This window comes from Paenibacillus xerothermodurans (assembly GCF_002220865.2).
Classification (GTDB): Bacteria; Bacillota; Bacilli; order Paenibacillales; family NBRC-103111; genus Paenibacillus_S; species Paenibacillus_S xerothermodurans.
The window spans coordinates 14,230-40,772 of sequence record NZ_NHRJ02000004.1 but is presented as its reverse complement, the minus strand read 5'-3'; the positions used below and the strand labels follow the sequence as shown (position 1 = coordinate 40,772).

Sequence of the window (26,543 nt, the reverse complement as noted above, 5' to 3'; positions counted from 1 at the left end):
TACAGGAGGTCTGTTGCTTTGAAAACTACCGAAGACGTTAAATTAACCGGATTAAGCGAGAAAATATTTCTTGACCGTTACGCTATGAAAAACGCGGATTCCTCAGATGCGAAAGTGGGCGATACGGTTCTGCTGTTGACCAAAGACGATCCAAAGTTTCCAGCCAAGGAGGTTGGGGAAGTGATCAGCCGCAGCGGGCAGCAGGTGAAAGTGCGGCTTAGAAGCGGAGAAGTGGTCGAATCGTCCGTGGAAAAGCTCACATTGGCCGTTGAAAACACGCCGCAGCAGCTGTGGGACCGTCTGGCCGGTGCAATGGCTTCCGTGGAGGCTTCGCCTGAGAAGCGAGAAGAATGGACGAAAAAATTCCGCTATATACTGGATGATTGGAAGCTGGTTCCAGGAGGCCGCATAGCTGCCGGTGCCGACGCGAGTGATGAGTTGACGCTGTTCAACTGCTATGTCATCCCATCTCCTAAGGATAGCCGCGGCGGCATCATGAGTACCTTGTCAGAAATGACGGAAATCATGGCAAGGGGAGGCGGCGTGGGGATCAATTTGTCTTCTTTGCGTCCTCGCAGGGCTGTGGTCAAAGGAGTGAACGGTGCCTCCAGCGGTGCGGTGTCCTGGGGTGGATTGTTCAGCTATACGACAGGCTTGATCGAGCAGGGCGGCAGCCGCCGCGGCGCGTTGATGCTGATGATGAACGACTGGCATCCGGATGTAGTTGATTTTATCACGGTCAAACAAACCATGGGTCAGATCACGAACGCGAACTTGTCGGTATGTGTAAGCAACGGCTTCATGAAGGCTGTGAAAGAGGACCTGGACTGGGAACTCGTGTACCCTGACACAACGGATCCGGACTATGATGACATCTGGGACGGCGATCTGGATAAATGGAAACAGCTCGGCAAGCCGGTGAAAACATACCGCACGATAAAAGCACGCGACATGTGGCATACCATCATCGAATCCGCTTGGAAATCGGCGGAGCCGGGCGTGGTGTTCATGGAATACTACAACCAAATGTCGAACAGCTGGTATTTTAATCCGATTATTTGCACTAATCCTTGTGGCGAGCAGGGGCTGCCTGCATGGGGCGTATGCAATCTGTCCGCGGTAAATCTGTCTAGATTCTATGATGAGGACAAGCATGACGTGGATTGGGACGAGCTAGGCAAAGTGGTGCGGTATTCCACCCGTTTCCTTGATAACGTGATTGACAAAACACCTTATCATTTTGAAGAAAACCGGATTAATCAGCAAAATGAACGTCGAGTCGGTCTGGGTACGATGGGTCTCGCCGAGCTGATGATCAAGCTGAATATCCGCTACGGCAGCCCGGAATCCCTTTTGTTCCTGGATCAAATCTACGGTTTTATTGCTAAGGAAGCGTACCTGGCGTCTGCGGATATCGCCGAGGAGAAGGGCAGCTTTAACAAATTTGATGCAGAGAAGTATCTGCAAAGCGGTTTTATGAAAAACATGACCAGCGTATACCCGGAAGTCGGAGCAGCGATCCAGAAGAAGGGCATGCGCAATGTGACAGTGATCACGCAGGCTCCTACCGGCAGCACAGGCACCATGGTCGGAACGTCTACGGGCATCGAACCGTATTTCGCATTTGAGTACTACCGCCAGAGCCGATTGGGCTTCGACAAGCAGTACGTGCCAATTGCGCAGGAATGGAAGGATGCACACGCTGGCCAGGACTTGCCGGATTACTTCGTGACCGCAATGGAGTTATCGGCAGAGGACCATATTCGTGTGCAGGCCGCTATCCAAAAGTGGGTGGACAGTTCGATTTCCAAAACGGCCAACTGCCCTGAGGATTTCACTGTGGAAGAAACGAAGCGACTGTACGAGCTGGCATTCGATCTCGGATGTAAAGGCGTGACTATCTACCGGGACGGCAGCCGCGACGTACAAGTGCTTTCCACGGATAAGAAGGAAGATACAACTGCATCGGCTGCCGCTAAAGTAGAGCGCGGCGAGGATACTGTGGCGAAAACCGAGAATGGCACGGCCACTGCAGCAAAAGCAGGTGAAGAGCCGGCTGATCAGGAGCGCTTCATTCCAGCAACGGCTACCTCTTCTGAGTCGCAAGTGAATAACGCTGTGATTGACAGGCAATACAAACGCCGCCCACAGGTGCTGCGAGGAGCCACTTATAAATTCAACACGCCGTTCGGTATGGCTTATATCACGATCAATGATATGGACGGTTCGCCGAGCGAAGTGTTCCTGAACGTCGGCAAGGCGGGTTCAGATGTGTTCGCCATGTCCGAGGCACTCGGCCGCGTATGCTCGCTGTTCCTGCGTTACGGTGATCACGGCAACAAAGTGCAGCTGCTGGTCAAGCACCTCAAGGGCATAGGCGGCTCCGGCGCAATCGGGTTCGGCCCGAACCGCGTGGAGTCCATCGCGGACGCAGTAGCCAAAGCGCTGGAAATTCACAGCGATCTAGCCGTGCATGACGCGGATGCGTACGTTACCGCAACGCAAGAAGTGGTCGCAGAGCCGGCCGCACAATATGCGGTGGCGCGCAATTCCGCCAACTCGCTGGATCTATGTCCATCCTGCGGTTCAGCATCTCTTATCAACACCGAAGGCTGCAAAAGCTGCAGCAACTGCGGTTACAGCAAGTGTAGTTAACAGAGGCGAGGGGAAACCCTCGCTTTTTTTACATAATAGAAAGTATGAGTTTGGGGGAGCCGTAGGGTTTCCCTTTTTAATTTGGAACGAAGAGCTCGCGAAGGAACGCCAAGAACCTAAGGAAGTGCAAGAACAAAATACGAGACAGGCGGGCCACTGAATGCGAAACAGAGCAAATAATTCTACACCAAGTACGAAATCTCAAGAGCATGGCTGCCGCTAACAGTAGATAGACGTTGTTCTCCGATTACTTTAGTTTAGTCCTATTTTCTTCGTGTCCGCAATAAAATGTCATCGTCGTCAATATGTTGGGTTGTAAAAGTGTAATCACCAAAGGAGACGGCCATGGGTAACCCCAGGGCTTTTTGTAATTGGAGGATTGAGTTCGCTGGTCCGAAGCGTTAGATTGAAAGGAAGTGAAAAGTACGGCCGATGGGGTGAGCTGATTTTTCAGGATTTTATCGGCATTGATGTGAATTTCGCCACGACGGAGTCTCTGCATGACGGATTTTTCGGCGACCCTAGATTTCGCCCCCATTATTTTCAACAGCGGATGCTGCAGTCCGGGCGATTGGGAAGAAAGTCCGGAGGGGGTTATTACGATTATGAGCAATAAGCGTCGAATTGCTGTTGTCGGCACGAACAGGCAGGCGGAGACGATGGTGGAGTTATTCCGTCAAGCGCCGCAGTACCATTTGATCGAAGGGCTTTCTGCTGCATCGTCTGATGGGATAGATATCGTTATCGAAACCGAGAATGTTGACCTTGCCGACAAAAGGATGTCCTTGCAGCGCATTGAACAGCTGGCATGCAGCGAGACGGTCATCGTTTCCTCCATACTCGGCGTCAGTGCTACCGAGGCAGCCTCGTGGCTTCGGGACGGTTCGCGATTGACGGGATTTGAGGTGTTTGGGGATGTAAACAAGACCGGACTTATCGAATTAGCCGCGCCTCTGCAGATGGATTCGTCGCACATGGAGCTGGTGGATGGGTTGTTTGCTTCCCTCAGCAAAGAGACAGTGGGTAGCGGATGAAACGGGTGCCGTATTTCCGAGCATTCTTTCTATGATTATCAATGAAGCCGCGTTCACTTGGATGGAGAAGGCGGCCTCTGCGGAGGACATCGATACGGCGATGAGAAAAGGAACGAATTACCCGTTGGGTCCTCTGGAATGGGCGGATGACATTGGCTTGGATGAACTGCTCGCTGTACTATCAGGCCTTCAACGTGATCTGGGCGAAGATCGATATCGGCCGGCGCCCATTTTGCGCAAGCTGGTTCACGCCGGATGGCTAGGCAAGAGGGCCGGACGAGGTTTTTACAATTATGTGGACCAACCTTCTAAGGAGATGGTGCTATGAGACAGGCCGTCATTGTCGACGCCCTGCGTACGCCGATTGGACGGCAGAACGGCGCATTGAAGGATGTGCGTCCGGACGACCTGGCCGCCGTTGTTATTCGGGAACTTATGAAACGCAACCCGATAGATGCGGAGCTTGTGGAAGACGTATTTTTCGGCTTGTGCCAACCAGGCCGGAGAGGACAACCGAAACGTCGCCCGAATGGGACTGCTGCTCGCCGGACTGCCCATGTCCGTACCCGGAGTGACGGTGAATCGGCTGTGCGGTTCCGGTCTGGAGGCGGTAAATCAAGCGGCGGGCGCTGTTCTATCGAACATCGGCGACATCTTTATTGCCGGCGGTACCGAGAGCATGACCCGTGCGCCCTACGTAATGATGAAACCAAACTACAGCAGCGAGCGCGGGCATCAAACGATGTATGACACAACGCTCGGCTGGCGGTTAGTGAACCCCGCGATGGCGGAAAGATATCCGCCTATCAGCTTGGGCGAAACCGCCGAGAACGTAGCGGAGCGTTACGGGGTCTCTCGGCAGGACCAGGATGAGCTTGCATTTTCCAGCCAGCAGAAGGCACAATCGGCGATAAAGAACGGAAAATTCGATAATGAAATCGTCCCCGTCCAGGTACGGCAGGGTAAAGAAACAGTCGCTTTCGACAAGGATGAGCATCCCAGAGCAGACACCACACTGGATAAATTGTCCCAATTAAAACCTGTCTTCAAAGAAAACGGCAGTGTTACGGCCGGCAACTCTTCCGGTATTAACGACGGTGCTGCCGCGCTCCTGATCATGGAGCGGCAAACGGCTGAGCGGCTCGGCTTGAAACCGATGGCCCGAATTGTTACATGGGCCCTTGCCGGAGTGGATCCGGCGTATATGGGAGTCGGTCCCATCCCTGCGGTTCGTAAGGCGTGGAACAAGTCGGGGCTCACGGTCAACCGGCTGGATTTGATCGAGATCAATGAAGCGTTTGCCTCTCAATCGGTCGCTTGCTGCAAGGAATTGGGCTTCGACATGAACAAAGTAAACGTGAATGGCGGAGCTATAGCACTAGGCCATCCGCTCGGGTGCAGCGGCGCAAGGATTATGACGACTCTTGTGCACGAGATGCACCGGACGGACAGCAGGTACGGCTTAGGCACGATGTGCATCGGCGTTGGTCAAGGCATTGCCACCGTGATCGTAAAACTTTAAGGAGGTGTCCCATGCTTAGAACTAATTATCAATTATTCATTAACGGAAATGGGAAGACAGCTCGAACGGGGAAACGTTCGAAACTCATAATCCGGCTACGGGAGAGGTATTGGCTACAGTCGCGAGAGCCGCAAAAGAGGATGTAGACAAAGCCGTTGCTGCGGCTCGAAATGCGTTCGAAAACGGCAAATGGGCAAAGTTCACGGGAGCGAGACGCGCCCGCGTTCTTAATAAAGTAGCGGCACTGCTCCGTGGGCGCTTTGACGATTTGGTACGCCTGGAAGTATTGAACACCGGCAAAACATTGGATGCGGCCAAAGGCCAGATCACGCAGGCGATCGAGGATTTTGAATTTTATGCAGCTGCGGCCGTCACACAAACCGGCAGTGTGAACCAGGTTCCGAACGGATTCTTTAACTATACGGTCAAAGAACCGGTCGGTGTATGCGGCCAGATCATACCGTGGAATTATCCGTTCATGATGGCGGCTTGGAAAGTGGCGCCGGCTCTCGCCGTCGGGTGCAGCGTCGTGTTAAAACCGGCGAGTTACACGCCGATTACGGCCTACGTGTTGGCGGAGGTTTGTCACGAGGCGGGCGTCCCCGAAGGCGTGCTGAATGTCATTACCGGAAGCGGCTCGGAAATCGGCCCGTATATGACCGAACATCCGGGAATCGATAAAATCGCGTTCACCGGGGAAACGGAGACCGGCAAGGACATTATGGCGAAAGCGTCGGCTACCTTGAAGCGGGTGACGCTGGAGCTCGGAGGCAAATCACCGAGCCTGATTTTTGACGATTGTGACCTAGATGGCGCTGTGGATGGGTCGCTGCACGGTATTTTCTACAACACCGGCCAGTCGTGTGAAGCACGCTCCCGCCTTTTTGTCCAAGAAAGCATCTATGATCACTTCATGGAAAGATTTGTAGAGAAAGCGAAGAAATTGCGAGTAGGTGACCCGTTCGCCGATGGAATCCACGTGGGTGCGGTCATATCCGCAGGCCATGAAAAAGTGATCGACGACTATGTGAAGCTTGTGGTGGAAGAAGGGGCTGAAGTGCTGTACGGCGGACGCCGGCCGGAAGGGGCGGAGTATGGGAAAGGTCACTGGTATATGCCGACCATCCTTGCCAATGTGACGAACGACATGAGGATTGCCCAGGAGGAGGTATTCGGCCCCGTAGTCGTTGTAATCAAATTTAAGGACGAAAAGGAAGGCATTAAGCTTGCCAACGATACGATTTATGGTCTCGGATCAGCAGTGTGGACGAAAGATCACGGCCGCGCCCATCGAGTGGCCTCGGGCATCCGGGCCGGAATCGTGATGGTCAATTCTCCGATATCCGCGTTTCCGGGCACGCCGTTCGGCGGATACAAGCAGTCGGGATTTGGCCGTGAGCTTTGCTTGGAAACGTTAAATTTGTATACCGAAACGAAAAGCGTTATTTCCTACACAGGAAGCAAACCGCTTAACCTGTTTGGCGTTTAACCGACATTCTGCTTTGTATAAACAGTTGCTAATATAAACATTTCACTTCAAAAACCTGTGCGGTGCCGGCCGTTTCAGACCATCAGCCGGCATCGCCGATTACTTTTTTTGGACAGGTGAACAGGATGAGTAAACCGGTGCTTTGGCAGCAGCAAGGACATACCGGCTATATCCGGCTGAATCGTCCGCAGGAGTTGAATGCGCTCAATTATGAGACTCTCGCGGAGCTTGGTAAAATTATCGAAAGAGTAGAGCAGAGTCCCCGTGAGATTCGCGCTGTAATTATCGGGGCCGAAGGCCGGGCGTTCTGCGCGGGTGCGGATTTGAAGGAACGGAGAACGCTCAGCGAACAACAGGTTAGAAGGAATGTAAGGAAAATAAGGGAAGTATTCTCCGCACTGGAAAGGCTTCCGCAGCCGACGATCGCGGCTATTAACGGTTATGCATTGGGGGGCGGGTTCGAGCTCGCTCTCGCTTGCGATTTCCGATTTGCCGTTCGTGAGTCGCCAATGGGATTAACGGAGGTCAGCCTTGGCATTATCCCCGGTGCCGGAGGCACCCAGCGATTGCCTCGCCTGATCGGACCGTCAAAAGCGAAGGAGCTGATTCTGACGGCACGAAAAATTTCCGCTGAGGAGGCGCTGAGGCTGGGGATCGTCAATGATGTGGCGGATGGATGCTGAACAGCTGAAATCCATGATCAAGCGGTTGGCTGATGAAATACTGGCCAATGCTCCTCTGGCCGTCTATCAAGCAAAGTATGCGATTGACAAGGGCATGAACGCGGACCTTCAAACAGGCCAAGATCTGGAGTCCAAAGCCTATGAAGTCATTATACCGACCAAAGACCGGTTGGAGGCGCTCGAAGCATTCCGTGAAAAACGGGCTCCTCATTTTACCGGAGAATAATTCCTTAGCAGACGAGGTGGCGCGCAATGAGCAGAGCGGTAGTCAGCGGTACAGGTGGCTACGTGCCGGACAAAATTCTGACAAATGCCGATTTGGAAAGATTGTCGAGACGTTGGACGGATTACACGGACGCTCAACCTGTATTATTTTCTCCGACGGGGCTGGCGCCTTCGTACTGTCAGCTGATGATACCGCCAATACGCTTGGAGTCATAGGCTCAGCCATCCACTCCGACGGCCACTATTTCGACGCGGCTATCGTTCCGGGAGGCGGGAGCAAATATCCATCGCCCCACAACGAGGAAACTAAATATAAAATTGTTATGCAAGGAAATAAGATTTTTAAATTAGCGGTCAGTCGAATGAGCGAAAGTATCCAGCAGACACTGTTAAGATGCGGCTATACGCTGGACCAAGTAGATTGGGTTATTCCGCATCAGGCGAACCAGCGCGTTATCGACGCCGTCGGCAGAACGCTGGATGTGCCTAGTGAGAAGATGGTCAGTACGATCCGATATTTCGGTAACAATTCCGCGGCAACTATACCGCTGGCCATGGATCACTCGATTCGAAGCGGAAAGATTAAACGAGGAGATATTATCGCGATGGCCGCCTTCGGCGGAGGTCTGGGTTGGGGATCACTTCTCATGCAGTATTAAGGCCGTCCGAAGCGTGTCCTGCTGTTCAATTAGTTTGGCAGAAATAACAACGAGGTGCAGTTGTTCTCACTGGAAACCGCTTGTAGCCTGTTCAGGGCCAGAATAAATGGAGTCTCGCAGCTATTTGCCCTGCACGGTATACGTAAAACGATAAAACAGACAGCATCAAGCCCACGGCTTACTGCTGTCTGCTCATGCTCAATTGACAACTACGCTTGCAGCCCTTTGTTCACGGTAGTGGAGCACGCCAGAGATAGACCACCCACGTCACTGGTCCTAAGCGTTAGATGAAAAATTAAACCAAAAGCTCCAAGTAAACGCAATTACTGTGTATGTAATTCACCGTTTTATTTAAAGTTGGTTTCAAATTTGTTTCGAAGTCCCCGTAAATCATTTACCGGCTCCGCACCATTCTCACTGATGATTACTGTTGGTTCTACACGGACACCACCAAAAGGGAACCCATGAAGATCAAATTTAATTCCAAAAACCATATTCGGTTCAAAGACAAAATCACTATTCGGTCCTAAATCAGGTGCTTCTACTACTTCCAAGCCAACACCATGACCAATAGCTCTCATTCCTTTTGTGTATGGAAGGAAATAGTGGGCCAGACCGGCATTTTCACAAATATGAAGCGTTTCCTGGAACAATTGTTTACCCGTGACACCTGGTTTGATAAATTCTACCATGCGTTGATTTGTCTCATATGCAAAGTCCATAATACGGATCTGTTCTTCCGTGGCGCCTTCCATGGCAACTGCAATTCCGGTATCAGAACAGTAGCCTTCAACCATAGGGTTAAAGTCGAACCACACATAATCTCCTCGTTCAATTTTACGCTCCATGGGTCTCCATGTCGGCAGATTGGTATGATCTGGCCCGGAAACTACTAAGTAAGCGGATCCAATTTCGCCGCCACGGGAACGCGTTACATACTCACCAATGGCTGATAATTCAATTTCTGTCTTTCCGATTTGCAGTTGTTCCAGTGCAGCCAGTATACTGTCATCTGCTAATTTACCTGCTGCTCGGATTAAATCTAATTCAGCTTCGCTTTTATATAGTCTTTCCTGTACCACAATATGACCCGCATCTATAATATTAATGCCGTGTTTCATAAACGCTTTCTCCATAACACGATATAAAGAGATCGGGAATAATTCTTCGCCAACTACACCAACCGCTTTGACGTCATAAGAGAGCTGGCTAACATATTTTGGTAAAAGCGTTTCCATCTCGTAAATGCTGTTAACATTTTTTATCCAGGAGAAACGCTTTGCTGCAAAGCGGTTTAAATTTCCTAAGAATGCCTGGATTTCACCTTCTAATGGTATGAAAAGGGCATGTGCAGATTCTTCAATACAGTTAATTGTGCGGAAATTCGTATAATAATATGAATATCCCGGATGATACTCATCACTGTATACGAATAGAACATCAATACCTGCTTCCTTCATTTTCTCCCTCGTACGGGCTAATCTACGTTCAAACTCGGTTGCTGCTACTTCCACTGACATTCTCAATTCCTCCGTTCATTTTATTTTCCTTTGAAAGCGTATTGTTACCGTTCACAATTGTTTGTAAACATTCGGATTAGAGATTAGTCGAGAGTGACTCCTCCTTTTTTCGGTAGTAGTAATTTGAACGTATCCTGACAGCGATTACTGTTACCGTTCACAATTACACGATATTGGATAACACTGGGGTTAGTCAAGGGTTTCAAGAAAATTTTTAAAAAGGAAAATATTTAAAAAAATTGTATTGACATTGGAGCAAACTGGATGTTAATTTAATTGTGAGCCCTATGAGAACGTTCACAGTGGGCGAAAACATAATGAAATAAACTCTGATTAGACTGTGTGGTAACGTAATGTTAATTTAATGCTAAATGAGAACGTTCACAAGAAGGATATGAGATCTATGGAGAAAAAACTAACAATTAACGATATTGCAAGAATGGCTGGTGTATCTCGCCAAACGATTTCCAGGGTTCTCAATAATAAGCCGGAGGTGAACGAAGCCACCCGTAAACAAGTGTTACGTATCATTGAGAAACATGAATTTCAGCCTAGTCTTCAAGCGAGAAGTATGGTCACCAGAAAAACGAATATGATCGCCGTGTTATTACCTGATATTTCAAATTCGTTCTTTGCAGAAATTGTCCGTGGAATTGAAAGGACACTTAGAGCTAATAAGTTACATGTGTTTCTTATGACCAGTGAAGAAGAAATTGCACTTGAAAATTCTTTTATTCAGCTAGCTCAAAACTACAATGTAGATGGCATGATATTATGCAGCCCTAGGCTGGATGAGGCAAACCTGAGAAAATTAATACCTAGAGTTTCACCTGTTGTCTTGTTGAATCGTGACCTGGACGCAGACGGTGCTGCTTGTGTCGTTGTGGATTCCCTCTATGGAGGTTATACCGCGACCAAATACTTAATTGAAAAAGGACATTCCAAAATTGGAATCATTTTAGGTCCCTCGCGTGCTTACAGTAATATACAAAGGCTGGACGGCTATAAAAAAGCTTTGGTGGAATTTGGAATTCCAGTTGAAGATGACTTAATTATGCACGTGGAAGTTGACAACAAAGGAGTCCATAAATTAACTGAGCAGCTGGTAAAGAAAAAGGTTACTGCAATAACAGCGTATAACGATTTAGCAGCTGCATATGTCATTCAAGCGTGTACAGATTTAAATTTAAAAGTGCCCGACGATATCTCCGTAATTGGATTTGATGGATCTGTTATCTCGCAGTTTATGAATCCAGCATTAACGACAATGTCATTACCCCTCTTTGAAATGGGACAGACTATTGCTAATACGTTAGTGAGAATGATTAAAGGTGATCAACCCTTTGAAAGACTCACAACCATATATCCTATTTTAAAGGAGCGCAATTCAACTAAATCGCTATCTTGATAGGCATCCTTAAAGCAGTAGACGGGGGGAGTAAAATGAGTCATGATCATAAGCTTCTATTGGAAATGCGAGGGATTGGAAAAAACTTTCCGGGTGTGAAAGCGCTCAGTCATGTCGATTTTTCCATTCGCGCAGGAGAAATTCATGCCCTTTGCGGGGAAAATGGTGCGGGTAAATCTACAATGATGAAGATTTTATCTGGTATATATCATCCAGATGAGGGTGAAATTTTATTTGAAAGTAAGGCTGTTCACATTAAGAAACCAGATGTCGCTCAAAGACTAGGTATCGCAATTATCCACCAGGAATTGAGTTTAGTTCCTGAACTAACAGTAGCTGAAAATATTTTTATAGGTGATTATCCCCAGTTGTTGCCGGGCATAGTTGATTGGACAAGGATGAAGAATGAGGCAGTGCATGTTTTAAAAGAAATGGGCTTCGATATAGATGTCGATCAAGCGGTAGGTACGATGGGAATCGCCAAACAACAAATAGTGGAAATAGCCAAAGCACTTCATAGAAAGGCAAAAATTGTCATCCTTGACGAACCGACCGCTCCCTTAGCCCCGCAAGATGTAGAGCGATTAATAGAGTTGGTAATCAAAATTAAAAATGAAGGTCTCGGCATTGTTTACATATCACACCGGTTACCGGAAGTTTTTAGAATCTCAGACCGCGTTACAGTTCTAAAGGATGGACAAAATGTAGCAACAATAGATACAAAGGATCTAACTCGCGATCAACTAATTAAATTGATGGTTGGCCGTGAAGTTTCAAGCATGCGCTTAGGCGCTGTGGCTAAGAAGGAAGTGAAGGTATTATCGGTAGCCGGTTTACAAACACCGGACTTGCTGCAGAACGTTAATTTCGATTTGCATGAGGGTGAAGTTCTGGGAATAGCTGGGCTAGTGGGCAGCGGCAGGACAGAATTAGTAAGAGCAATTTTTGGAGCAGATCCATGTACCGCAGAGATAAAATTGTTTGGCAAATCATTGACTGTGAAGTCTCCCCGAGATGCAATTAAACAAGGTATCGCCTTATTACCAGAAGATCGTAAACACCAGGGATTGATTCTCGGAATGTCTGCGTTGGAAAACATGACGATCTCTGGCTTAGATGAATTTTCAAAATTCGGAATCGTCAACAAAAAGAAAGAGCAAGAAGACGGGGAGACTTTGGTGAAAAAGCTTCAAGTTCGTGTAAGCGGTTTATCGCAAGAAACGAGAACGCTTAGCGGAGGAAACCAGCAAAAACTCATCATAGCCCGTTGGTTATATAAGAATGTAAAAATACTCATTTTTGATGAGCCGACACGAGGAATTGATGTAGGAGCAAAAGCCGAAATTTATAACCTCATCAATCAATTTGTTAAGGAGGGTGGTTCTGCAATCGTTATATCCTCTGAACTTCCCGAAGTTTTGATGTGTGACCGAGTGTTAGTAATGGCAAGAGGGAGAATCGTGAAAGAGATTCCACATGAGGAATGCTCTGAGGAAAATGTAATCCAATATATGCTATAAGGGGTGAATGGGTTTGAAAGTAAATCATGAAACATTAGGTGCACCAACCATCAATTCAAAGTTTATGTTTTTGAAAGTGCTTACAAAGAACTATTTATTCATTTTTCTATGTTTACTTATTGTTTTCTGCTCATTCTTATCGGATAAATTCCTAACGTTTGATAATTTCAGTAACATTCTTCTCCAAAACTCAGTGATTTCAATTTTAGCATTGGGGCAATTGATGGTTGTAATCACAGGCGGGATAGATCTTTCAGTGGGTTCCATAGCAGCTCTAGCCAGTGTGTTATCCGCATCGCTTTTAGGAACGGGATTCGATCCTATCCTGACCATCATTTTAGTTATGGTGCTGATGGCAATGGCGGGGTTAGGAAACGGGCTTGCAGTGACTTATGGTAAAATAACCCCCTTTGTTGTGACACTCGCAACTTTAACGATCTATAGAGGATTAGCCTATATTTTCCAAGTAGGATCATTGGTTACGATCGAAAACCAAACGTTCCTGGCGATTCTTGCAGGTAAGACCATCGTTGGGGGAATTTATACTCCGATCATTATTCTTTTCTTAAGCCTTGGTATATTCATTTTCATATTGAGGATGACCACATTTGGCAGAAGACTTTATGCCATCGGGGGGAATGCAGAGGCTGCAAGGTTAGCTGGAGCACCGATCAACCGCGATATTGTCATCGCCTATGCAATCAGTGGTGCGTTAGCCGGGCTTGGCGGATTGATGACAACTGCAAGATTAAGTACTGGCAGTGCGTTATATGGGCAAGGTTATGAACTTGATGCTATCGCTGCGGTCGTAGTAGGCGGGGCTGCATTAATGGGTGGCAAGGGTTTTGCTTTAAATGCCGTTCTGGGAGCTTTTTTAATCGGTATCATCCGTAATATTTTGAATCTCACAGGGGTTGCATCTTACCCTCAAATGGTCATCCAAGGTTTGATTATCTTAGTAGCGGTTCTTTTAACAACAATGGCTGCACGGAAAAAAGCTTAGTCTACTCATTGTATAAGCACACAGTTGGACTAAATTATTATTATTGCTAAATTGCGGGGTGAGGACCTATCAAAGCTAAAAAATGTGCTGTAAGGAAAACCGCTGCTCTGCTTGTATCGTGTGTCACCGTATTACTGGCGGGCTGCGTCCCTATGCATGAATCTACTATTACTGCGCGCCAGCAACAAGGATCCTTCAAAGAATCTGCACAAGAAACCACCGAAAAAGTTGAGCCTGCAAGAAAGAAAAATGGCGAGAAAATCGTAATCGGTTTCTCACAAAGGAGAGTGGCCGGCAGCGACTGGTATACGAACCTGATTCGAGGAGCCGAAGCGGAAGCAAAAAAACATGATGTGGAACTGATTGTTTTGGATGCCCAGGGAGATGTGGCAAAACAAGTGTCTGGTGTGGAAGATTTAATCGCACAAGGTGTCGATGCGGTGATTATGAACCCTCAAGATCCATCAGGTATTATCCCTGCAACTAATAAATTAGCACAAAAAAATATCCCATTAGTTGCCGTGAACAGTAACCTCGACGCGAAGGCTAACCCTGTATCCTTTGTTTCTGACGATCCGAGAGACACCGGTTATAAAGCGGGTTGGGAATTGGCAAAGGCTGCTTCAGAAAAATTTGGAGATAGAGTGATAAAAGCGGCCATGATTAGTGGATATCCGAAAGAATTGGTTTCTCAATATCGCCGGAACGGAATGATTTCAGGTTGGACAGACTTTATGTTAGAAAAATATGGAAAATCTAATTTGGAGTTAGTTGCAGAACGTTTTGGCAACTGGGTACCTGATAAGGCTCTCCCTGAAATGCAGGACATCGCAACATCCCACCCGGATTTACAAGTCGTTTTCTGCATGAGTGATGTCATGCTGCCGGGTATTTTCACAGCGCTGAACAACACGGGCCTTAGCGATAAAACGATAATCGGATCCATCGACGGTACAAAGGAAGCTATTCGGAAAATCTCAGATCCCAAATCCGGTTTAGTTGTAACAGTTAGTAATGATCCGAGGGTACAGGGAGCCGATGCTGTAAAAATAGCCATAAATGTGGTTCAAGGGGAAAAAATTCCTTCCCTTCATTATATTACAAATCCGGTGATTAACCGGGAGAATGCAGAGAAAATGTATGATCCAGGCTCCTCTTATTAAAAAATCATAGGTAAAGGGTGATTTTTTTGAAAAGTTACCAGTTAGAGAAAAGTAATCAGTTAGTGAGAAGTTATCAATTATTTATTAACGGAGAATGGTCTGCTGCAGCGAATGGACAGACATTCGTTAGAAAGAATCCCGCAAATGGTGAGCAAGTAGCGGAATTAGCTAAAGCTGAAGTAGAAGATGCCAGATTAGCCATCTCGGCAGCACGGGATGCATTCGATCGTGGCGAGTGGTCAAGTCTGTCAGGTAAAGAGCGTTCCGACCTGTTATATCGTGCTTATTTACGCATCGAAGAAAAGACAAATGAATTAGGGGAGCTTCTAAGCCGGGAGATGGGAAAACCTTTGACGGAAGCCAAAGGCGAGGTAGGGGCTGCGGCAAATATCTTTAATTACTATGCAGGACTATGCCGAGCCATTTACGGGCAGACAACCACACAGGTGCAAAAAGACCTTCTTGGTTTAACGTTACGTGTACCGGTAGGTGTTGTCGGCATTATCACACCATGGAATTTTCCTTTAGGCACATTGATGCAGAAGCTTCCTGCTGCATTGGCTGCTGGCTGTACGGTGGTTATTAAACCTGCAAGTGCAACCCCTGTGACAACGCTGGAAATTGCAAAGATCCTTGATGATGTTGGTTTCCCGAAAGGCGTGATAAATGTGATCACGGGACCTGGAGGCGAGATAGGTGAGGAGCTTGTAACCAATCCAAAAGTGGATAAGATTGCTTTCACTGGTTCGACAGAAATTGGGCAAGAACTGGTAAGGTTATCATCAAAAACCCTAAAAAAATTGTCAATGGAGCTAGGGGGTAAATCTCCTAATATCGTATTTGCGGACGCTGATATTAAGGATGCATTGGACGGAGCACTGTTTGGTAGTTTCTTTAATCAAGGAGAGGTTTGTACCTCCGGCTCCCGTCTATTGGTACAGGACGACATTTACGATGAATTTGTCGAAAAATTGGTGGCAAGAGCAAAATTAATTAATGTAGGAAATCCGTTGGACGATGACACAGAGATGGGGGCGCTCATCACAGAATCACATTTAAAGACTGTATTGGGATGCGTGGAAAAAGGAATCTCGGAAGGCGCCAAGTTACTTACAGGAGGTAACCGATTGACTGGCGGAATCTATGATGATGGTTTATTCATGGAACCAACTATTTTCGGTGATGTAACCCCAGACATGACGATCGCAAGAGAAGAAATCTTTGGCCCGGTCCTGTCCGTCATTCGCTTTACGGATTTCGATGAAGCGATTGAAATTGCAAATGACACATGCTTTGGACTCGCGGGCGCAGTTTGGACAAAAGATATCGATAAAGCGTTACGAGCAGCTCAAAAAATTAAAACTGGTACTTTCTGGATAAACCATTACATGGAGGCTCATCCAGAATTGCCGTTTGGAGGATTCAAAGAAAGCGGTTATGGTAGAGAACTTGGTACGCCGGGTTTAGATGCATTTTCCGAAGTAAAAACCGTCCAAATTCATGTTGGAGCAAGGAATAGTTTTTACAAATGGTAATTGCATTAAAACATAAAACACTACTTTTTATAAAAGGAGAGTAATGACATGACTAATAATATTTTTACATTTGTTTGTGCTACAAAAATCGTTTTTGGTCAAGATGCATCTCAGAAGGTTGGAGAGGAGTTAGCTGTACGAAATTATAAGAAAACGATGATCGTCACAGATCAGGGAATTGTAAAAGCTGGCTTACTAAAAGGCATTATAGAATCAATATCCAACAATGGAATTGAATATATTGTGTTTGATGAAGTCCCGCCAAATCCGCCGTCTGCCACGGTTGTGAAAGGGGTAGAGGTGTTCCGATCGAATGGTTGTGACTCGTTCGTTGCTGTCGGTGGCGGCAGCGCAATGGATGCTTGTAAAACAATTAGTATGATGACCGTTAATGAAGGGGATATAAACGAGTACGATATTGGCGGAAAAACGTTCACAAAAAGAGGTCCAGATGTTATTACTGTTCCAACGACTTCAGGTACAGGAAGTGAAGTCACTCAATGGGCGGTTATTACTGACGAAAAGAAGAATTGGAAGTCCAGCATTGGAAGCCCGTTAATGGCACCGGCTGTCGCACTGGTTGATCCGATGCTGACGCTTGGACTGCCACCTGCAATCACCGCAGCTACTGGCGTCGATGCCCTTACCCATGCAATCGAGGCGTATACAGCCAAAGGGGCGTTAAATGGTGCCTCGCCGATTGCCGACACGCTTAATCTTGCAGCAGTACGCTTAATTGGCGAAAACCTGCGGGAAGCATACGCACGTGGTGAAAATTACGTGGCGAGAGAGAAAGTAATGCTTGGAAGTACCATTGCCGGGATTGGATTTCCACAGGTTGGTTTAGGTAACGCTCATGCTCTGGCACATCCACTAGGCGGGCATTATGATATTCCGCATGGAGTAGCAAACGCCATTTTACTGCCGTATGTAATGAAATTTAATTTAATTGCTTGCCCGAGTCGTTTCGCAGATATTGCGGTTGCCATGGGAGAAAACATTGAAGGCCTGTCTCCGATGGAAGCTGCAGAGAAAGCAGTTGCAGCAGTACAGAGATTGGTCAAGGACACCAATATTCCGTCTCTGAAATCGTTCAATATCGAGGATTCCGCCTGGAGTATTTTAGCAGAGGATGCACTAAAGGATATGAATAGCCAAACGAATCCCAGAAAAACAAGCTATCAGGACCTGCTTGATCTATTCCATCGAGCTAATGATGCCGACATCGGTGAAGAACAGAAAGTCCTCCAAAACGTGTAATATCTTCATCCGTTTCCGGTTGCCGATCTTAGGTGCAGCCGGAAACGGGCCCTGATGACCTGACTGGCGCACAGAACATTCTGTTTTGGTCTGTGAATTGGGTTTCATTATTGTTTTGCCTGGCTGTCCATCAAGCGGTTGAAGCACAAAGATATTGTCTCATCCTAATTGCGCCAGGAATTGAGTGCACCACCTAGATTTTCACCGGATAAACCCAGGAGTTTATGTTCGATGTACACTCATAGGGGTGAACTTAAGAGAGCTTCTCTGTGTGATGTAAATCATTGCAACGCCCGTCTGTTACTTCTTCGTTTCATACGTGACGTTAGCGTTGAGTACGTTCCCTGTCGTCGTCCAGTTCACTTTCGCACCAAGAATGTCGGAGAAACTTTCATAGTCACCATGGTCTTTCCCTCTTGCAGTATAGCGTCTGCAGCGTGGTATATAGACTTGCCGTTCACCTCATAAATATCTTTTTGGATTGGCACCTTGACCGAAGTGCTGCCTGCGAGCAGTATAGCGGCATAATTTTCAACGTCCCACTTGACCTCATAGCCCAATCTTTCGGCCGCGGCGCGAAGAGGCACATAAAACTCGTCATTCACAATCGCTGAGTCGAGCGTATGACCGTCTACATGGACAGACAACTTCAGGTTGTCGATAAAGTGCCTTTTGTCAATAAGGGCGTGAATCCCTTTTGTTTTATCCACCACTTGGGACACCTCATAGTCTGTTGCGGCACTCATGTATGCATACGCGGTTGCGCGGTCCATGCCCAGCTTTTCATTGAGGAAACCCAATGCTTCCCGAACTGCTTCTTTCATCGCATCGTCCAAGTCCGGGTCCAATCCTATTGGAATCCAATAGTCCTCGGTTTCAGCGAAAGGCTGTTTCAATTCACCGTTACGAGGGATAGAAGGGTCGTCTTTTTTCAGCAAGGTCAGACGGAATGTGCCGCGGAGAGAAGCCTCCATTGTCGTCAATGACACTTCTCCATCACCTTGTGCAAAGTGCGGATCGCCTGTGAAAAAGAGGGCGCCTTTCACTCGCACTGGAAGGTACAACGTGGAACCGACGCCCAGTTCGTTGATATCGATGTTACCTCCCGTCTCGATAGGCGGCACCGAGCTTAATTTATCACTAGTATTCGCAGCCACACCCATAAGTCCCATGAATGGTTTTAACGGAAATCTAAGCTCACCGCCTTGTTCCACAGGTAAAACCCCATACAGCCTGCCGTTGATCTCCTCTACGGGTGTGAATTTGGATACATTCTGATACAGCTCCGGTTTGTCCGCCCCCGCACCCGCCAGGCGCCCGTAATTCTCCGGAAACTCGCCGGAGAGTGCCCCTTTGTAATGTCGGCTGGAGATCACTCCGTACGGTACCCGTGGCGTGAGAGATAGAACTTCCACTTTCAGTACATCTCCAGGTTCAGCACCATCAATCGCGATCGGACCTGTCACGACATGCGGTCCATCTTCATCAAAATTATGTTCGAGACCGGAAGCGGCGATCGCTTTTGCGTCATCCAATACATGTTCCGGGCTGACTCCGAACGAACTAAAGTAACTTTCAGGATTGCGGCCTTGATCAGCGAGTATGCCTTCGTGAGAGACCGTGTCAAAGGTCACTGTGCTGCCGGAAGGTACTGTGGAGATCGGCTTGCTGTCCCGATTCGGCAAGTATCCCCAGCTTATGCTATCAAGCGTCGATGGCACATAGTACTTACCTTCTACTTTGTCTGCGCTGGTGGGCTGCAAAATCGGCACTGCTGATGCGGCAGCTGCCGCCGGCCAAGGCGCCGCTCCCAGAAGTGAAAGGCCGCACATCAACAACGCAGACCTTACTGCTTTTGAACCATGTCTTTTCTTTGTCATAATATCTCTCCTAATTATGTAATAATTCAATCAGTATGTAATTATATAACAGATTACTGTGATTGATCAATGGATATGTTATATAAATTCACACAATATGTTATAAATAAATGGATGAAATGAAGATCCGATTGAAGTATGTAAGGTAATGTATCGCATAGCTAACTGGTTGAGGCTTTTTGCGGACTGGCGGCAGTGCGTGGCGGTGTGAAACAAGCTTTATATCGACGGACTCTAGACCGCATCGTGCAAAAAAACAGGCCAACAAAGGATTACACCACCCTTTGTCCACCTGTTTTCCAAAATAACTATTGGCTCAGTTGCCAGGAATCCGTATTGCCCATGATCACACTTGTGCATACGGCACAGATTATATTCAGCAAATTCATACCGGATAGTCAGCACTATACCTCCCTAAAGAAAACTTGAATTAGTTGTTTAACTCTGTTGTCAGCAATCGTGTAGTTCACTTCGAGTCCGTTACGCTCGGTGGTCACAATGCCGCAGTTGCGCAGCTTTTGCAGATGCTGGGAGACTGTGGATTGCGGCAGATCCAGGCATTCCTGCATATGCCCCACGTTGCAACGGCCTTTCGTGAGCAACCCCTTGACGATGCATAGACGGACGGGATGGGCTAGAGCCTTTAACATGTCCGCAGCCTCGTTAAATTGCTTGAAATTGTTATCCATCGGGGCACCTCGCTTTACAAATTCCATATATCATAATATTATGATATAACAATGTGAAACGCAAGACACAAGTAACTAATCAGGTTGGGAATAATCCACCGGATGGGAGGACGCAAATGGACATAGCAATAGGTGCTGCCGTGCTGGCAGGAATCGGAATATGGCTGTATCGGAGACATGTTCCCGCGCGCGGGATGAAGCTGTTGAATGCGGCCGAACTGCCTCAGCTGCTCTGCGCAGACTCCAGTGTACAGCTCCTTGACGTTCGTGATTACCTGGAGTATGAGGCAGGCCATTATCCCAATGCAATCAATATTTCTCTTGGCAGATTAAGTTTAACTTGGCACAAACACCTCGACAAAAATAAACCGGTCATATTGTTGGCAAGTGCGCCTGGCGAAGCCTACTCAGCCGCGCGATACTTGAAACGAAAAGGTTTCAGAATAGATTATTGGGTGATATGCCATGCGAGCAGCCAAGATTGCACAGTGCCGCATCAGTGCTGCGCGTAAATACTCAGTGCATTTATCTCACTGGATGACTTTTGCGTGGCTTGGCGTGTTCCGCAGCGCACGAGATATGGTATTTTTCATGATTGATCAGCTGCACTTGTGATGGAGGAGGGCAACGGGTTTGGCAATTCTGCTGTTTGTGGTCGCTGGCTTGGCGGAAATCGGCGGGGGCTACATGGTCTGGCTGTGGCTCAGGGAATCCAAGCCGGCTTGGTATGGCATCGTGGGAAGCCTAATCCTTGTCGCATACGGTGTCATACCGACGTTACACAGCTTCCCGACGTTTGGACGTGTATACGCAGCGTATGGCGGAGTGTTTATTGTACTGGCCGTGATCTGGGGATGGTGGGTAGATAAAAAAACTCCCGACATATACGACTGGATTGGAGCCTTCATTTGTATCGCCGGTGTTTCGGTTATGCTGTGGGCTCCGCGAAATTAGCTTTACTTCTGCTGATGCGCAAAGTATAATGTTGGTATCTAAATATTGTGTGTCGCCGGAGGAGTCTGCCATAGGTAGGCTTCTTTTTGCCTTTTTTCGGTGAAAAAAGCCCCTTAGCGGGCTTTTTTTGTTGGCCGGAGGGCATAATATGGGGCAGTTATTCTGTGGTATTTTTGTCGATGTATGCCACACAAATCACAAACAATGGGGGGCATTTATGGAACAACAAGCTATCTGGGCAATCGCTATTTTTGTTATCATCTACGGATTGATTATCTCGGAAAAAATTCACCGTACCATCGTGGCTATGATTGGCGGGATACTCATGGTGGTGCTGGGAATCGTGGATCAGGAAACGGCGCTGCACCATATCGATTTCAACACGTTAGGATTGCTGATCGGTATGATGATCATTGTCGGCATAACCGCGGAGACAGGATTGTTCAAATACATTGCTCTCCTCTCTGCTAAAAAAGCAAAGGGTAATCCGGTACGTATTATGGTTTCATTGATATTGATTACTGCTGTTGGATCGGCTTTTTTGGATAACGTTACGACTGTACTGCTGATGGTGCCGGTCACGTTAAGCATAACAAGACAGCTGCGAATTAGTCCGGTGCCGTTTTTAATCACACAAATGATGGCCTCCAATATCGGCGGCACAGCGACATTAATCGGTGACCCGCCGAATATTATGATCGGCAGTGCGGTGGAGGAGCTGACATTTATGGCTTTTATCATCAATTTGGCTCCAGTCGCCGCCGTTATTTTAGCGGTTCATATTCCGATCTTCATTTGGTTGTTCCGCAAGCAGATTCAATCGACTGCCAAGCTGCAGCAGAGCATTATGGAGATGGATGAACGGGAAGTGCTCACGGATCGGAAGCTTCTGAATAAATGCTTGGCTATCTTGGGATTGACCATTCTCGGATTTTTTCTGCACCAGACGCTGCACCTAGAATCAGCGACGGTTGCGTTGGCCGGTGCGTTTCTTCTGCTGCTTCTGACAGGCGAGCATGCGATGGAAGAGGCTTTTAGCAAGGTGGAATGGATGACGATTTTTTTCTTCGTCGGCTTATTTGTACTCGTATCAGGTCTGGTAGAGACTGGTGTTATCTCACGGCTGGCCGCGCAGGCTATTGAACTGACCGGCGGTAACCTGGTAGCTACTTCTATGCTAATTTTATGGATAAGCGCGATCGCTTCCGCTTTCTTAGACAATATTCCGTTTGTGGCGACCATGATCCCGATGATTTTCGAGATGGGCAATATGGGTGTCAGTAATCTGGAGCCGCTCTGGTGGAGCCTTGCGCTTGGGGCTTGCCTGGGCGGAAACGGGACGCTGATCGGTGCGAGTGCCAACTTAATTGTCGCCGGTATGTCAGCGAAAGAGGGCTATCCGATACGATTCGTTACGTATATGAAATATGGTATGCCTTTGATGCTTCTGCAAATTTGTATTGCAAGTGTGTACGTGTTTCTTCGATATCTGATGTGACAAGGCGCTGAGTTGAGCCATGCAACCAGTCCACGGTCAGGTTCAATTCCTTTAAATCTCTGCCACTATTTCATCAAATCAGTTCAGTCGGCAAGTATAAGATAGGCTCGGCAGGTATACGCAAATCCTTTTTTGGATAAGGTGTGCTGCTGAGCCTTTTTTAAAGGGAGGCAATGAATTTATGAAAAGACAGCTCCTAACGGTATTGCTGATTGCGGTTGTACTTGTCACGATTTGCAGCGGATGCGGAAACCGTAACACATCAGATGCGAACCCATCCAACGCGGAATTCGCGGATCTCACGCCTAAAGCACTCGAAACGTTTTACCCCGGCGATATTACCAAAGTGGATGCCATCGAAATGTTTGACGGCAGCAGCGGAAACCGAAAGACCTTTACAGAACCGGCCAAGATCCAGGAATGGATTGAGAAAGTGCGGCATGTAAAACTGGTTCCCGATCCGGACCAAGAAGACTCTGCGGGCGTCTTGTATCATGTGACCTTATTTGAAACAGAGGGAAAAAAGATGATTTTCACGCCTACCCATGTCGATAATAAACCCGTTAAGCCTAGCTCGGAATTAGCGGATCTTATGACGGAACTGTACGAGAGCAGCACATGATAAAAAGGAAGACGTGGCTGCCGGGTGCCCTCACTTCTTCCTTTTTACGTATTGCGCCCCTTGCCGCGGACGTAAATCACAAATATAACTCTGTTTTACTCGCCTTACCGGGCATATCGTGGTTACCACATCATAAAAGCAAACCGCTCTTGTACCAAGCCTCGACAATGGGTTAACCATTCACGCCTTTAGGCGCTGTGCCCGCTCGCGCCGGTTGGTCGCCTGCAATCAGACCGACTTTTTGCTTTAGCAGCCTCAAGCTGTTCAGCGTCACAATTAATGTCGCGCCCATGTCCGCAAAAATGGCGAGCCACAGTGTGAGCCAACCGGGTACGATTAAAATGAGTGCAGCAGTCTTGATGGCAAGAGAGAAGGTAATGTTCTGCTTTATAATTGCCAGCGTTCTGCGGCTTAGGCTGATGGTGTACGGCAGCTTTCGCAGATCATCCGCCATCAATGCGATGTCCGCTGTTTCCAACGCCGTATCGGAACCGGCACCGCCCATTGCAATTCCCACCGTGGATGCTGCTAGTGCGGGTGCATCATTTACACCATCGCCCACCAGTGCAACATTCCCATACTGTCTACGCAGCTGTTTGATATACTCCAATTTATCTTGCGGAAGAAGGTCGGCTTTGATCTCTGAGACGCCAAGCTGTTTGCCGACCGTGTCGGCAGTTGCACGGTTATCGCCGGTCAACATCACCGTTTTTTTAATGCCTAATTGATTGAGCTTCCCTATCATCTCCTGAGTGGAGTGGCGCACCTCATCTGCCGCCGCAATCAGCGCAAGCACGGTCCTATCTGTGCCGAGAACCATCACCGTTTTGCCCTGATTCTGCAGGCCTTCGATCCGGTGTTTGACATCTGCTGGTAAGCTGACATCGAGCTCGTCAAACAGCTTAGGATTACCGATATAGTACCGGTCACCATCCACCGTGGCTTTGGCGCCTTTGCCTGTCACCGCCGTGAATTCGTCCACCTCCAAATCGAGAGGAATGCGCTCGGACTCAGCGCGACGAACAATCGCGGAAGCCAGCGGATGCTGAGATCCTCTTTCGATGACGGCAGCGATTTGCAGCAGATTTTGCTGGGTTCTTTCACTGAACGGAATGATGTCAGTCACAGCTGGAGCACCTTTGGTTAACGTGCCCGTTTTATCAAAAGCCACCACGGACAGTCGTCCTGCTTGTTCCAGGTGGATGCCGCCCTTAATGAGAACGCCGTGCTTTGCCGCATTTCCAATCGCAGTAACAATGGAGATTGGTGTGGAGATCACAAGAGCACACGGACATCCCACGACCAGCAGTGCCAAGCCGCGATATACCCAGTCCTCCCAGCCGCCGCCTAGCGCCACCGGAGGGAGGACTGCGACGGCCGCTGCTAATAGAATAATGACCGGAGTGTAGTACTTGGCGAAACGGTCTACGAAAGCTTGTGACGGTGCCCGCTCGGCTTGTGCCTCTTCCACGAGATGAATGATTTTGGAGATCGTCGTATCTTCCACCCGTTTGGTCACCTCAACCTCCAGTGCACCTTCTCCATTCAGCGTACCGGCAAACACTTCATCGTTCACCGTCTTGGCGACCGGAAGCGATTCCCCGGTGATGGCCGCTTGGTTCACCGTGGACATGCCTTTGATCACCATGCCGTCCATTGCCAGCTTCTCACCCGGCTTAACAATCATGATGTCGCCAATCTGTATATCGTCCACACTGACTACCATGTGCCGGCTGCCGCGCCGGATAAGAGCTTCATTCGGCGCGATGTCCATGAGTGACCGGATGGATTGCCGCGCCTTGTCCATGGAATAGCGCTCAAGCGCTTCGCTGATTGCAAACAGAATCACGACCGTGGCACCCTCGCCCCATTCGCCAATGGTAGCGGCGCCAATTATGGCAATCGTCATTAATACGTTCATGTCAAATTGCAGTCGAAGGAGCTGTTTTAGTCCCTTTATGAATAACTCATAGCCGCCAATGATAATGGCAAGAGCATACAACAGGCTGTAATCAAGACAATAGCCAACAACCAGGAGCAGGGCGGACACGATCACCTTTGCGTGCTGCTTCCAAAATGGTGATTTGATACTCGCGATTCGTTCGCGCTCGGGGGTGATCGTCAGGTTTTCGAACGCACCGGCTTCTTCGAGCGCCGCGACCGTCGTTTCCCCGAAAACGGTCACTTTCGCAGCTCCAAAATTCACTTGGGCGTCCAGTACGCCTGGCAGACCCTTGACGTTTTTTTCAAAGCGAGCGGCACAATTGGTGCATGAGAACCCTTGTACCCGGTAAACCTGTTTGTGCGCCGCTGCATTATTTTCCATTTACGCTCAGCTCCTTGCTGTGAGACGACACCATTTGCACCAGCTGCCTAACATGGTCGTCATCTAACGAATAGAATGCAAGCTTGCCCTCCTTGCGGTATCTAGCCAGGCCCAAGCCTTTCAAAGCTCTTAGGTGATGAGAGGCTGTTGCCTGGGAGGAGCCGATTATGTTAGCCACGTCGCAAACGCACAATTCGTCGTCCTGACAGAGCGCATAGGCGATTTTCATGCGTGTTTCATCAGCCAGAGCTTTTATCATCTGTGTCATTGCTTGGATGTTCTCGAGCTGCAGTGATTCTTGTATGCGTCTTACCTTCGGTTCGTCGTAACAATATATTTCGCAGGTATCCTTTTCAACCATGCACCGCACCTCCAATATTCAAATATTCATTTGATTGTTATCAGCATAACATTTCCTGCTATATTATTCAAATAGACGTTTGTATGTGTTTTTTACACGAGCTATGTATAATTGCTTGATTATATAAGTGTGTTGTTATATATTAGCTTTTGTTAATTTAAATTTTGAACGAATGGAGGAATCACATAGATGGCCGCTGTGGTGAACCAAGCGATGGAGCAGATCCAAGAGATGTCGGAAACGCTGAAGCTGCTCGGTGATAAAACACGTCTCACGATTGTCGCGCTGTTGAAGGAACAGGAACTGTGCGTATGCGATATTGTCGCTTTGTTAGCAACGTCCCAGCCCAATGTGAGCCAGCATTTGCGAAAGTTGAGGGATGGGGGATTGGTCGGTGAAACCCGAAAAGGGCAATGGATTTACTATTCTTTGAAGGTGGAGGATAAACCGTATGTACGGGACTTGATAGCTAGTCTTCCATCATTCGCAGAACGCCTCAAGTCTGAAAAACAATGCTGTGATTAATTTGGAGGATCA

Annotated in this window: 22 protein-coding genes and 3 pseudogenes; 20 read left to right on the top strand and 5 right to left on the bottom strand. The window is 47.9% G+C overall.

Annotated features, from left to right (window positions below):
- Positions 1–84: 84 nt before the first annotated feature.
- From CBW46_RS09470 to CBW46_RS22285, 9 genes and pseudogenes are all read left to right on the top strand, one after another.
- A complete protein-coding gene (locus CBW46_RS09470; RefSeq protein WP_424446274.1) occupies positions 85–2,655 on the top strand; it encodes an adenosylcobalamin-dependent ribonucleoside-diphosphate reductase in 2,571 nt (856 codons plus the stop codon).
- Positions 2,656–3,034: 379 nt separating this feature from the next.
- Entirely contained in the window at positions 3,035–3,271 is a 237-nt protein-coding gene (locus tag CBW46_RS09465; protein ID WP_243633249.1) for a 3-hydroxyacyl-CoA dehydrogenase family protein, read from the top strand.
- Positions 3,261–3,689, top strand: coding sequence for a 3-hydroxyacyl-CoA dehydrogenase NAD-binding domain-containing protein (locus CBW46_RS21755; protein WP_243633248.1), 429 nt, complete (start codon positions 3,261–3,263; stop codon positions 3,687–3,689). Before CBW46_RS09465 ends, CBW46_RS21755 begins: the two co-directional genes overlap by 11 nt.
- Positions 3,652–4,017, top strand: coding sequence for a 3-hydroxyacyl-CoA dehydrogenase family protein (locus tag CBW46_RS21750; RefSeq protein WP_243633247.1), 366 nt, complete (start codon positions 3,652–3,654; stop codon positions 4,015–4,017). Before CBW46_RS21755 ends, CBW46_RS21750 begins: the two co-directional genes overlap by 38 nt.
- A pseudogene (locus tag CBW46_RS09455) lies at positions 4,014–5,211 on the top strand (thiolase family protein). Before CBW46_RS21750 ends, CBW46_RS09455 begins: the two are co-directional and overlap by 4 nt.
- An 11-nt stretch (positions 5,212–5,222) precedes the next feature.
- Positions 5,223–6,700: pseudogene (locus CBW46_RS09450) on the top strand (aldehyde dehydrogenase family protein).
- A 125-nt stretch (positions 6,701–6,825) separates the two neighbouring features.
- A pseudogene (locus CBW46_RS09445) lies at positions 6,826–7,609 on the top strand (enoyl-CoA hydratase-related protein).
- Between the two features lie 26 nt (positions 7,610–7,635).
- Positions 7,636–7,824, top strand: coding sequence for a hypothetical protein (locus CBW46_RS21745; protein ID WP_243633246.1), 189 nt, complete (start codon positions 7,636–7,638; stop codon positions 7,822–7,824).
- Complete coding sequence (locus tag CBW46_RS22285; protein ID WP_424446272.1) at positions 7,752–8,267, top strand: 3-oxoacyl-ACP synthase III family protein; 516 nt, start codon at positions 7,752–7,754, stop codon at positions 8,265–8,267. Before CBW46_RS21745 ends, CBW46_RS22285 begins: the two co-directional genes overlap by 73 nt.
- 347 nt (positions 8,268–8,614) lie before the next feature.
- Here the strand turns inward: CBW46_RS22285 and CBW46_RS09435 are convergent, their stop codons facing one another.
- Entirely contained in the window at positions 8,615–9,787 is a 1,173-nt protein-coding gene (locus tag CBW46_RS09435; protein WP_089199768.1) for a M24 family metallopeptidase, read from the bottom strand.
- Positions 9,788–10,190: 403 nt separating this feature from the next.
- Here CBW46_RS09435 and CBW46_RS09430 point away from each other — a divergent pair, with 403 nt between their 5' ends.
- From CBW46_RS09430 to CBW46_RS09405, 6 genes are all read left to right on the top strand, one after another.
- Positions 10,191–11,195 carry a LacI family DNA-binding transcriptional regulator gene (locus CBW46_RS09430; RefSeq protein WP_165842254.1) on the top strand — a complete coding sequence of 335 codons (1,005 nt, stop codon included), beginning with the start codon at positions 10,191–10,193 and terminating at the stop codon, positions 11,193–11,195.
- Between the two features lie 35 nt (positions 11,196–11,230).
- Positions 11,231–12,715 (top strand): sugar ABC transporter ATP-binding protein, encoded by a 1,485-nt coding sequence (locus tag CBW46_RS09425; RefSeq protein ID WP_089199766.1) that lies wholly within the window; start codon positions 11,231–11,233, stop codon positions 12,713–12,715.
- A 13-nt stretch (positions 12,716–12,728) separates the two neighbouring features.
- Entirely contained in the window at positions 12,729–13,718 is a 990-nt protein-coding gene (locus CBW46_RS09420) for an ABC transporter permease (protein ID WP_165842253.1), read from the top strand.
- Between the two features lie 152 nt (positions 13,719–13,870).
- Entirely contained in the window at positions 13,871–14,881 is a 1,011-nt protein-coding gene (locus CBW46_RS09415; RefSeq protein WP_089199764.1) for a substrate-binding domain-containing protein, read from the top strand.
- 26 nt (positions 14,882–14,907) lie between these two features.
- Positions 14,908–16,416 carry an aldehyde dehydrogenase family protein gene (locus tag CBW46_RS09410; RefSeq protein WP_165842252.1) on the top strand — a complete coding sequence of 503 codons (1,509 nt, stop codon included), beginning with the start codon at positions 14,908–14,910 and terminating at the stop codon, positions 16,414–16,416.
- Between the two features lie 48 nt (positions 16,417–16,464).
- Positions 16,465–17,676, top strand: a complete 1,212-nt coding sequence (locus CBW46_RS09405) for an iron-containing alcohol dehydrogenase (RefSeq protein WP_089199762.1) — start codon at positions 16,465–16,467, stop codon at positions 17,674–17,676.
- Between the two features lie 359 nt (positions 17,677–18,035).
- On the opposite strand, the gene CBW46_RS09400 is transcribed toward CBW46_RS09405, so the two are convergent.
- Together CBW46_RS09400 and CBW46_RS09395 are read right to left on the bottom strand one after the other, a co-directional pair.
- Complete coding sequence (locus CBW46_RS09400; protein WP_089199761.1) at positions 18,036–19,556, bottom strand: acetamidase/formamidase family protein; 1,521 nt, start codon at positions 19,554–19,556, stop codon at positions 18,036–18,038.
- 404 nt (positions 19,557–19,960) lie between these two features.
- Positions 19,961–20,245 (bottom strand): ArsR/SmtB family transcription factor, encoded by a 285-nt coding sequence (locus CBW46_RS09395; protein WP_089199760.1) that lies wholly within the window; start codon positions 20,243–20,245, stop codon positions 19,961–19,963.
- Positions 20,246–20,361: 116 nt separating this feature from the next.
- Between CBW46_RS09395 and CBW46_RS09390 the strand changes: the two genes are divergently transcribed.
- The 4 genes from CBW46_RS09390 (at position 20,362) to CBW46_RS09375 (ending at position 23,319) form a co-directional block, all read left to right on the top strand.
- On the top strand, positions 20,362–20,757 hold the full coding sequence (locus CBW46_RS09390) for a rhodanese-like domain-containing protein (protein WP_089199759.1): 396 nt from the start codon (positions 20,362–20,364) through the stop codon (positions 20,755–20,757).
- Positions 20,758–20,878: 121 nt separating this feature from the next.
- Positions 20,879–21,199 carry a YnfA family protein gene (locus CBW46_RS09385; RefSeq protein WP_089199758.1) on the top strand — a complete coding sequence of 107 codons (321 nt, stop codon included), beginning with the start codon at positions 20,879–20,881 and terminating at the stop codon, positions 21,197–21,199.
- Between the two features lie 148 nt (positions 21,200–21,347).
- The gene (locus CBW46_RS09380) at positions 21,348–22,697 is read left to right on the top strand and encodes an ArsB/NhaD family transporter (RefSeq protein WP_089199757.1); all 1,350 of its coding nucleotides are present in this window, start codon (positions 21,348–21,350) and stop codon (positions 22,695–22,697) included.
- Between the two features lie 181 nt (positions 22,698–22,878).
- The gene (locus tag CBW46_RS09375) at positions 22,879–23,319 is read left to right on the top strand and encodes a hypothetical protein (protein WP_089199756.1); all 441 of its coding nucleotides are present in this window, start codon (positions 22,879–22,881) and stop codon (positions 23,317–23,319) included.
- Positions 23,320–23,491: 172 nt separating this feature from the next.
- Here the strand turns inward: CBW46_RS09375 and CBW46_RS09370 are convergent, their stop codons facing one another.
- On the bottom strand, positions 23,492–25,645 hold the full coding sequence (locus CBW46_RS09370; protein WP_089199755.1) for a heavy metal translocating P-type ATPase: 2,154 nt from the start codon (positions 25,643–25,645) through the stop codon (positions 23,492–23,494).
- Positions 25,635–26,006 carry an ArsR/SmtB family transcription factor gene (locus CBW46_RS09365; RefSeq protein WP_089199754.1) on the bottom strand — a complete coding sequence of 124 codons (372 nt, stop codon included), beginning with the start codon at positions 26,004–26,006 and terminating at the stop codon, positions 25,635–25,637. Before CBW46_RS09365 ends, CBW46_RS09370 begins: the two co-directional genes overlap by 11 nt.
- A gap of 213 nt (positions 26,007–26,219) precedes the next feature.
- On the opposite strand from CBW46_RS09365, the gene CBW46_RS09360 reads away from it, so the two are divergent.
- Positions 26,220–26,531, top strand: coding sequence for an ArsR/SmtB family transcription factor (locus tag CBW46_RS09360; protein ID WP_089200015.1), 312 nt, complete (start codon positions 26,220–26,222; stop codon positions 26,529–26,531).
- The last annotated feature ends 12 nt before the right edge of the window (positions 26,532–26,543 follow it).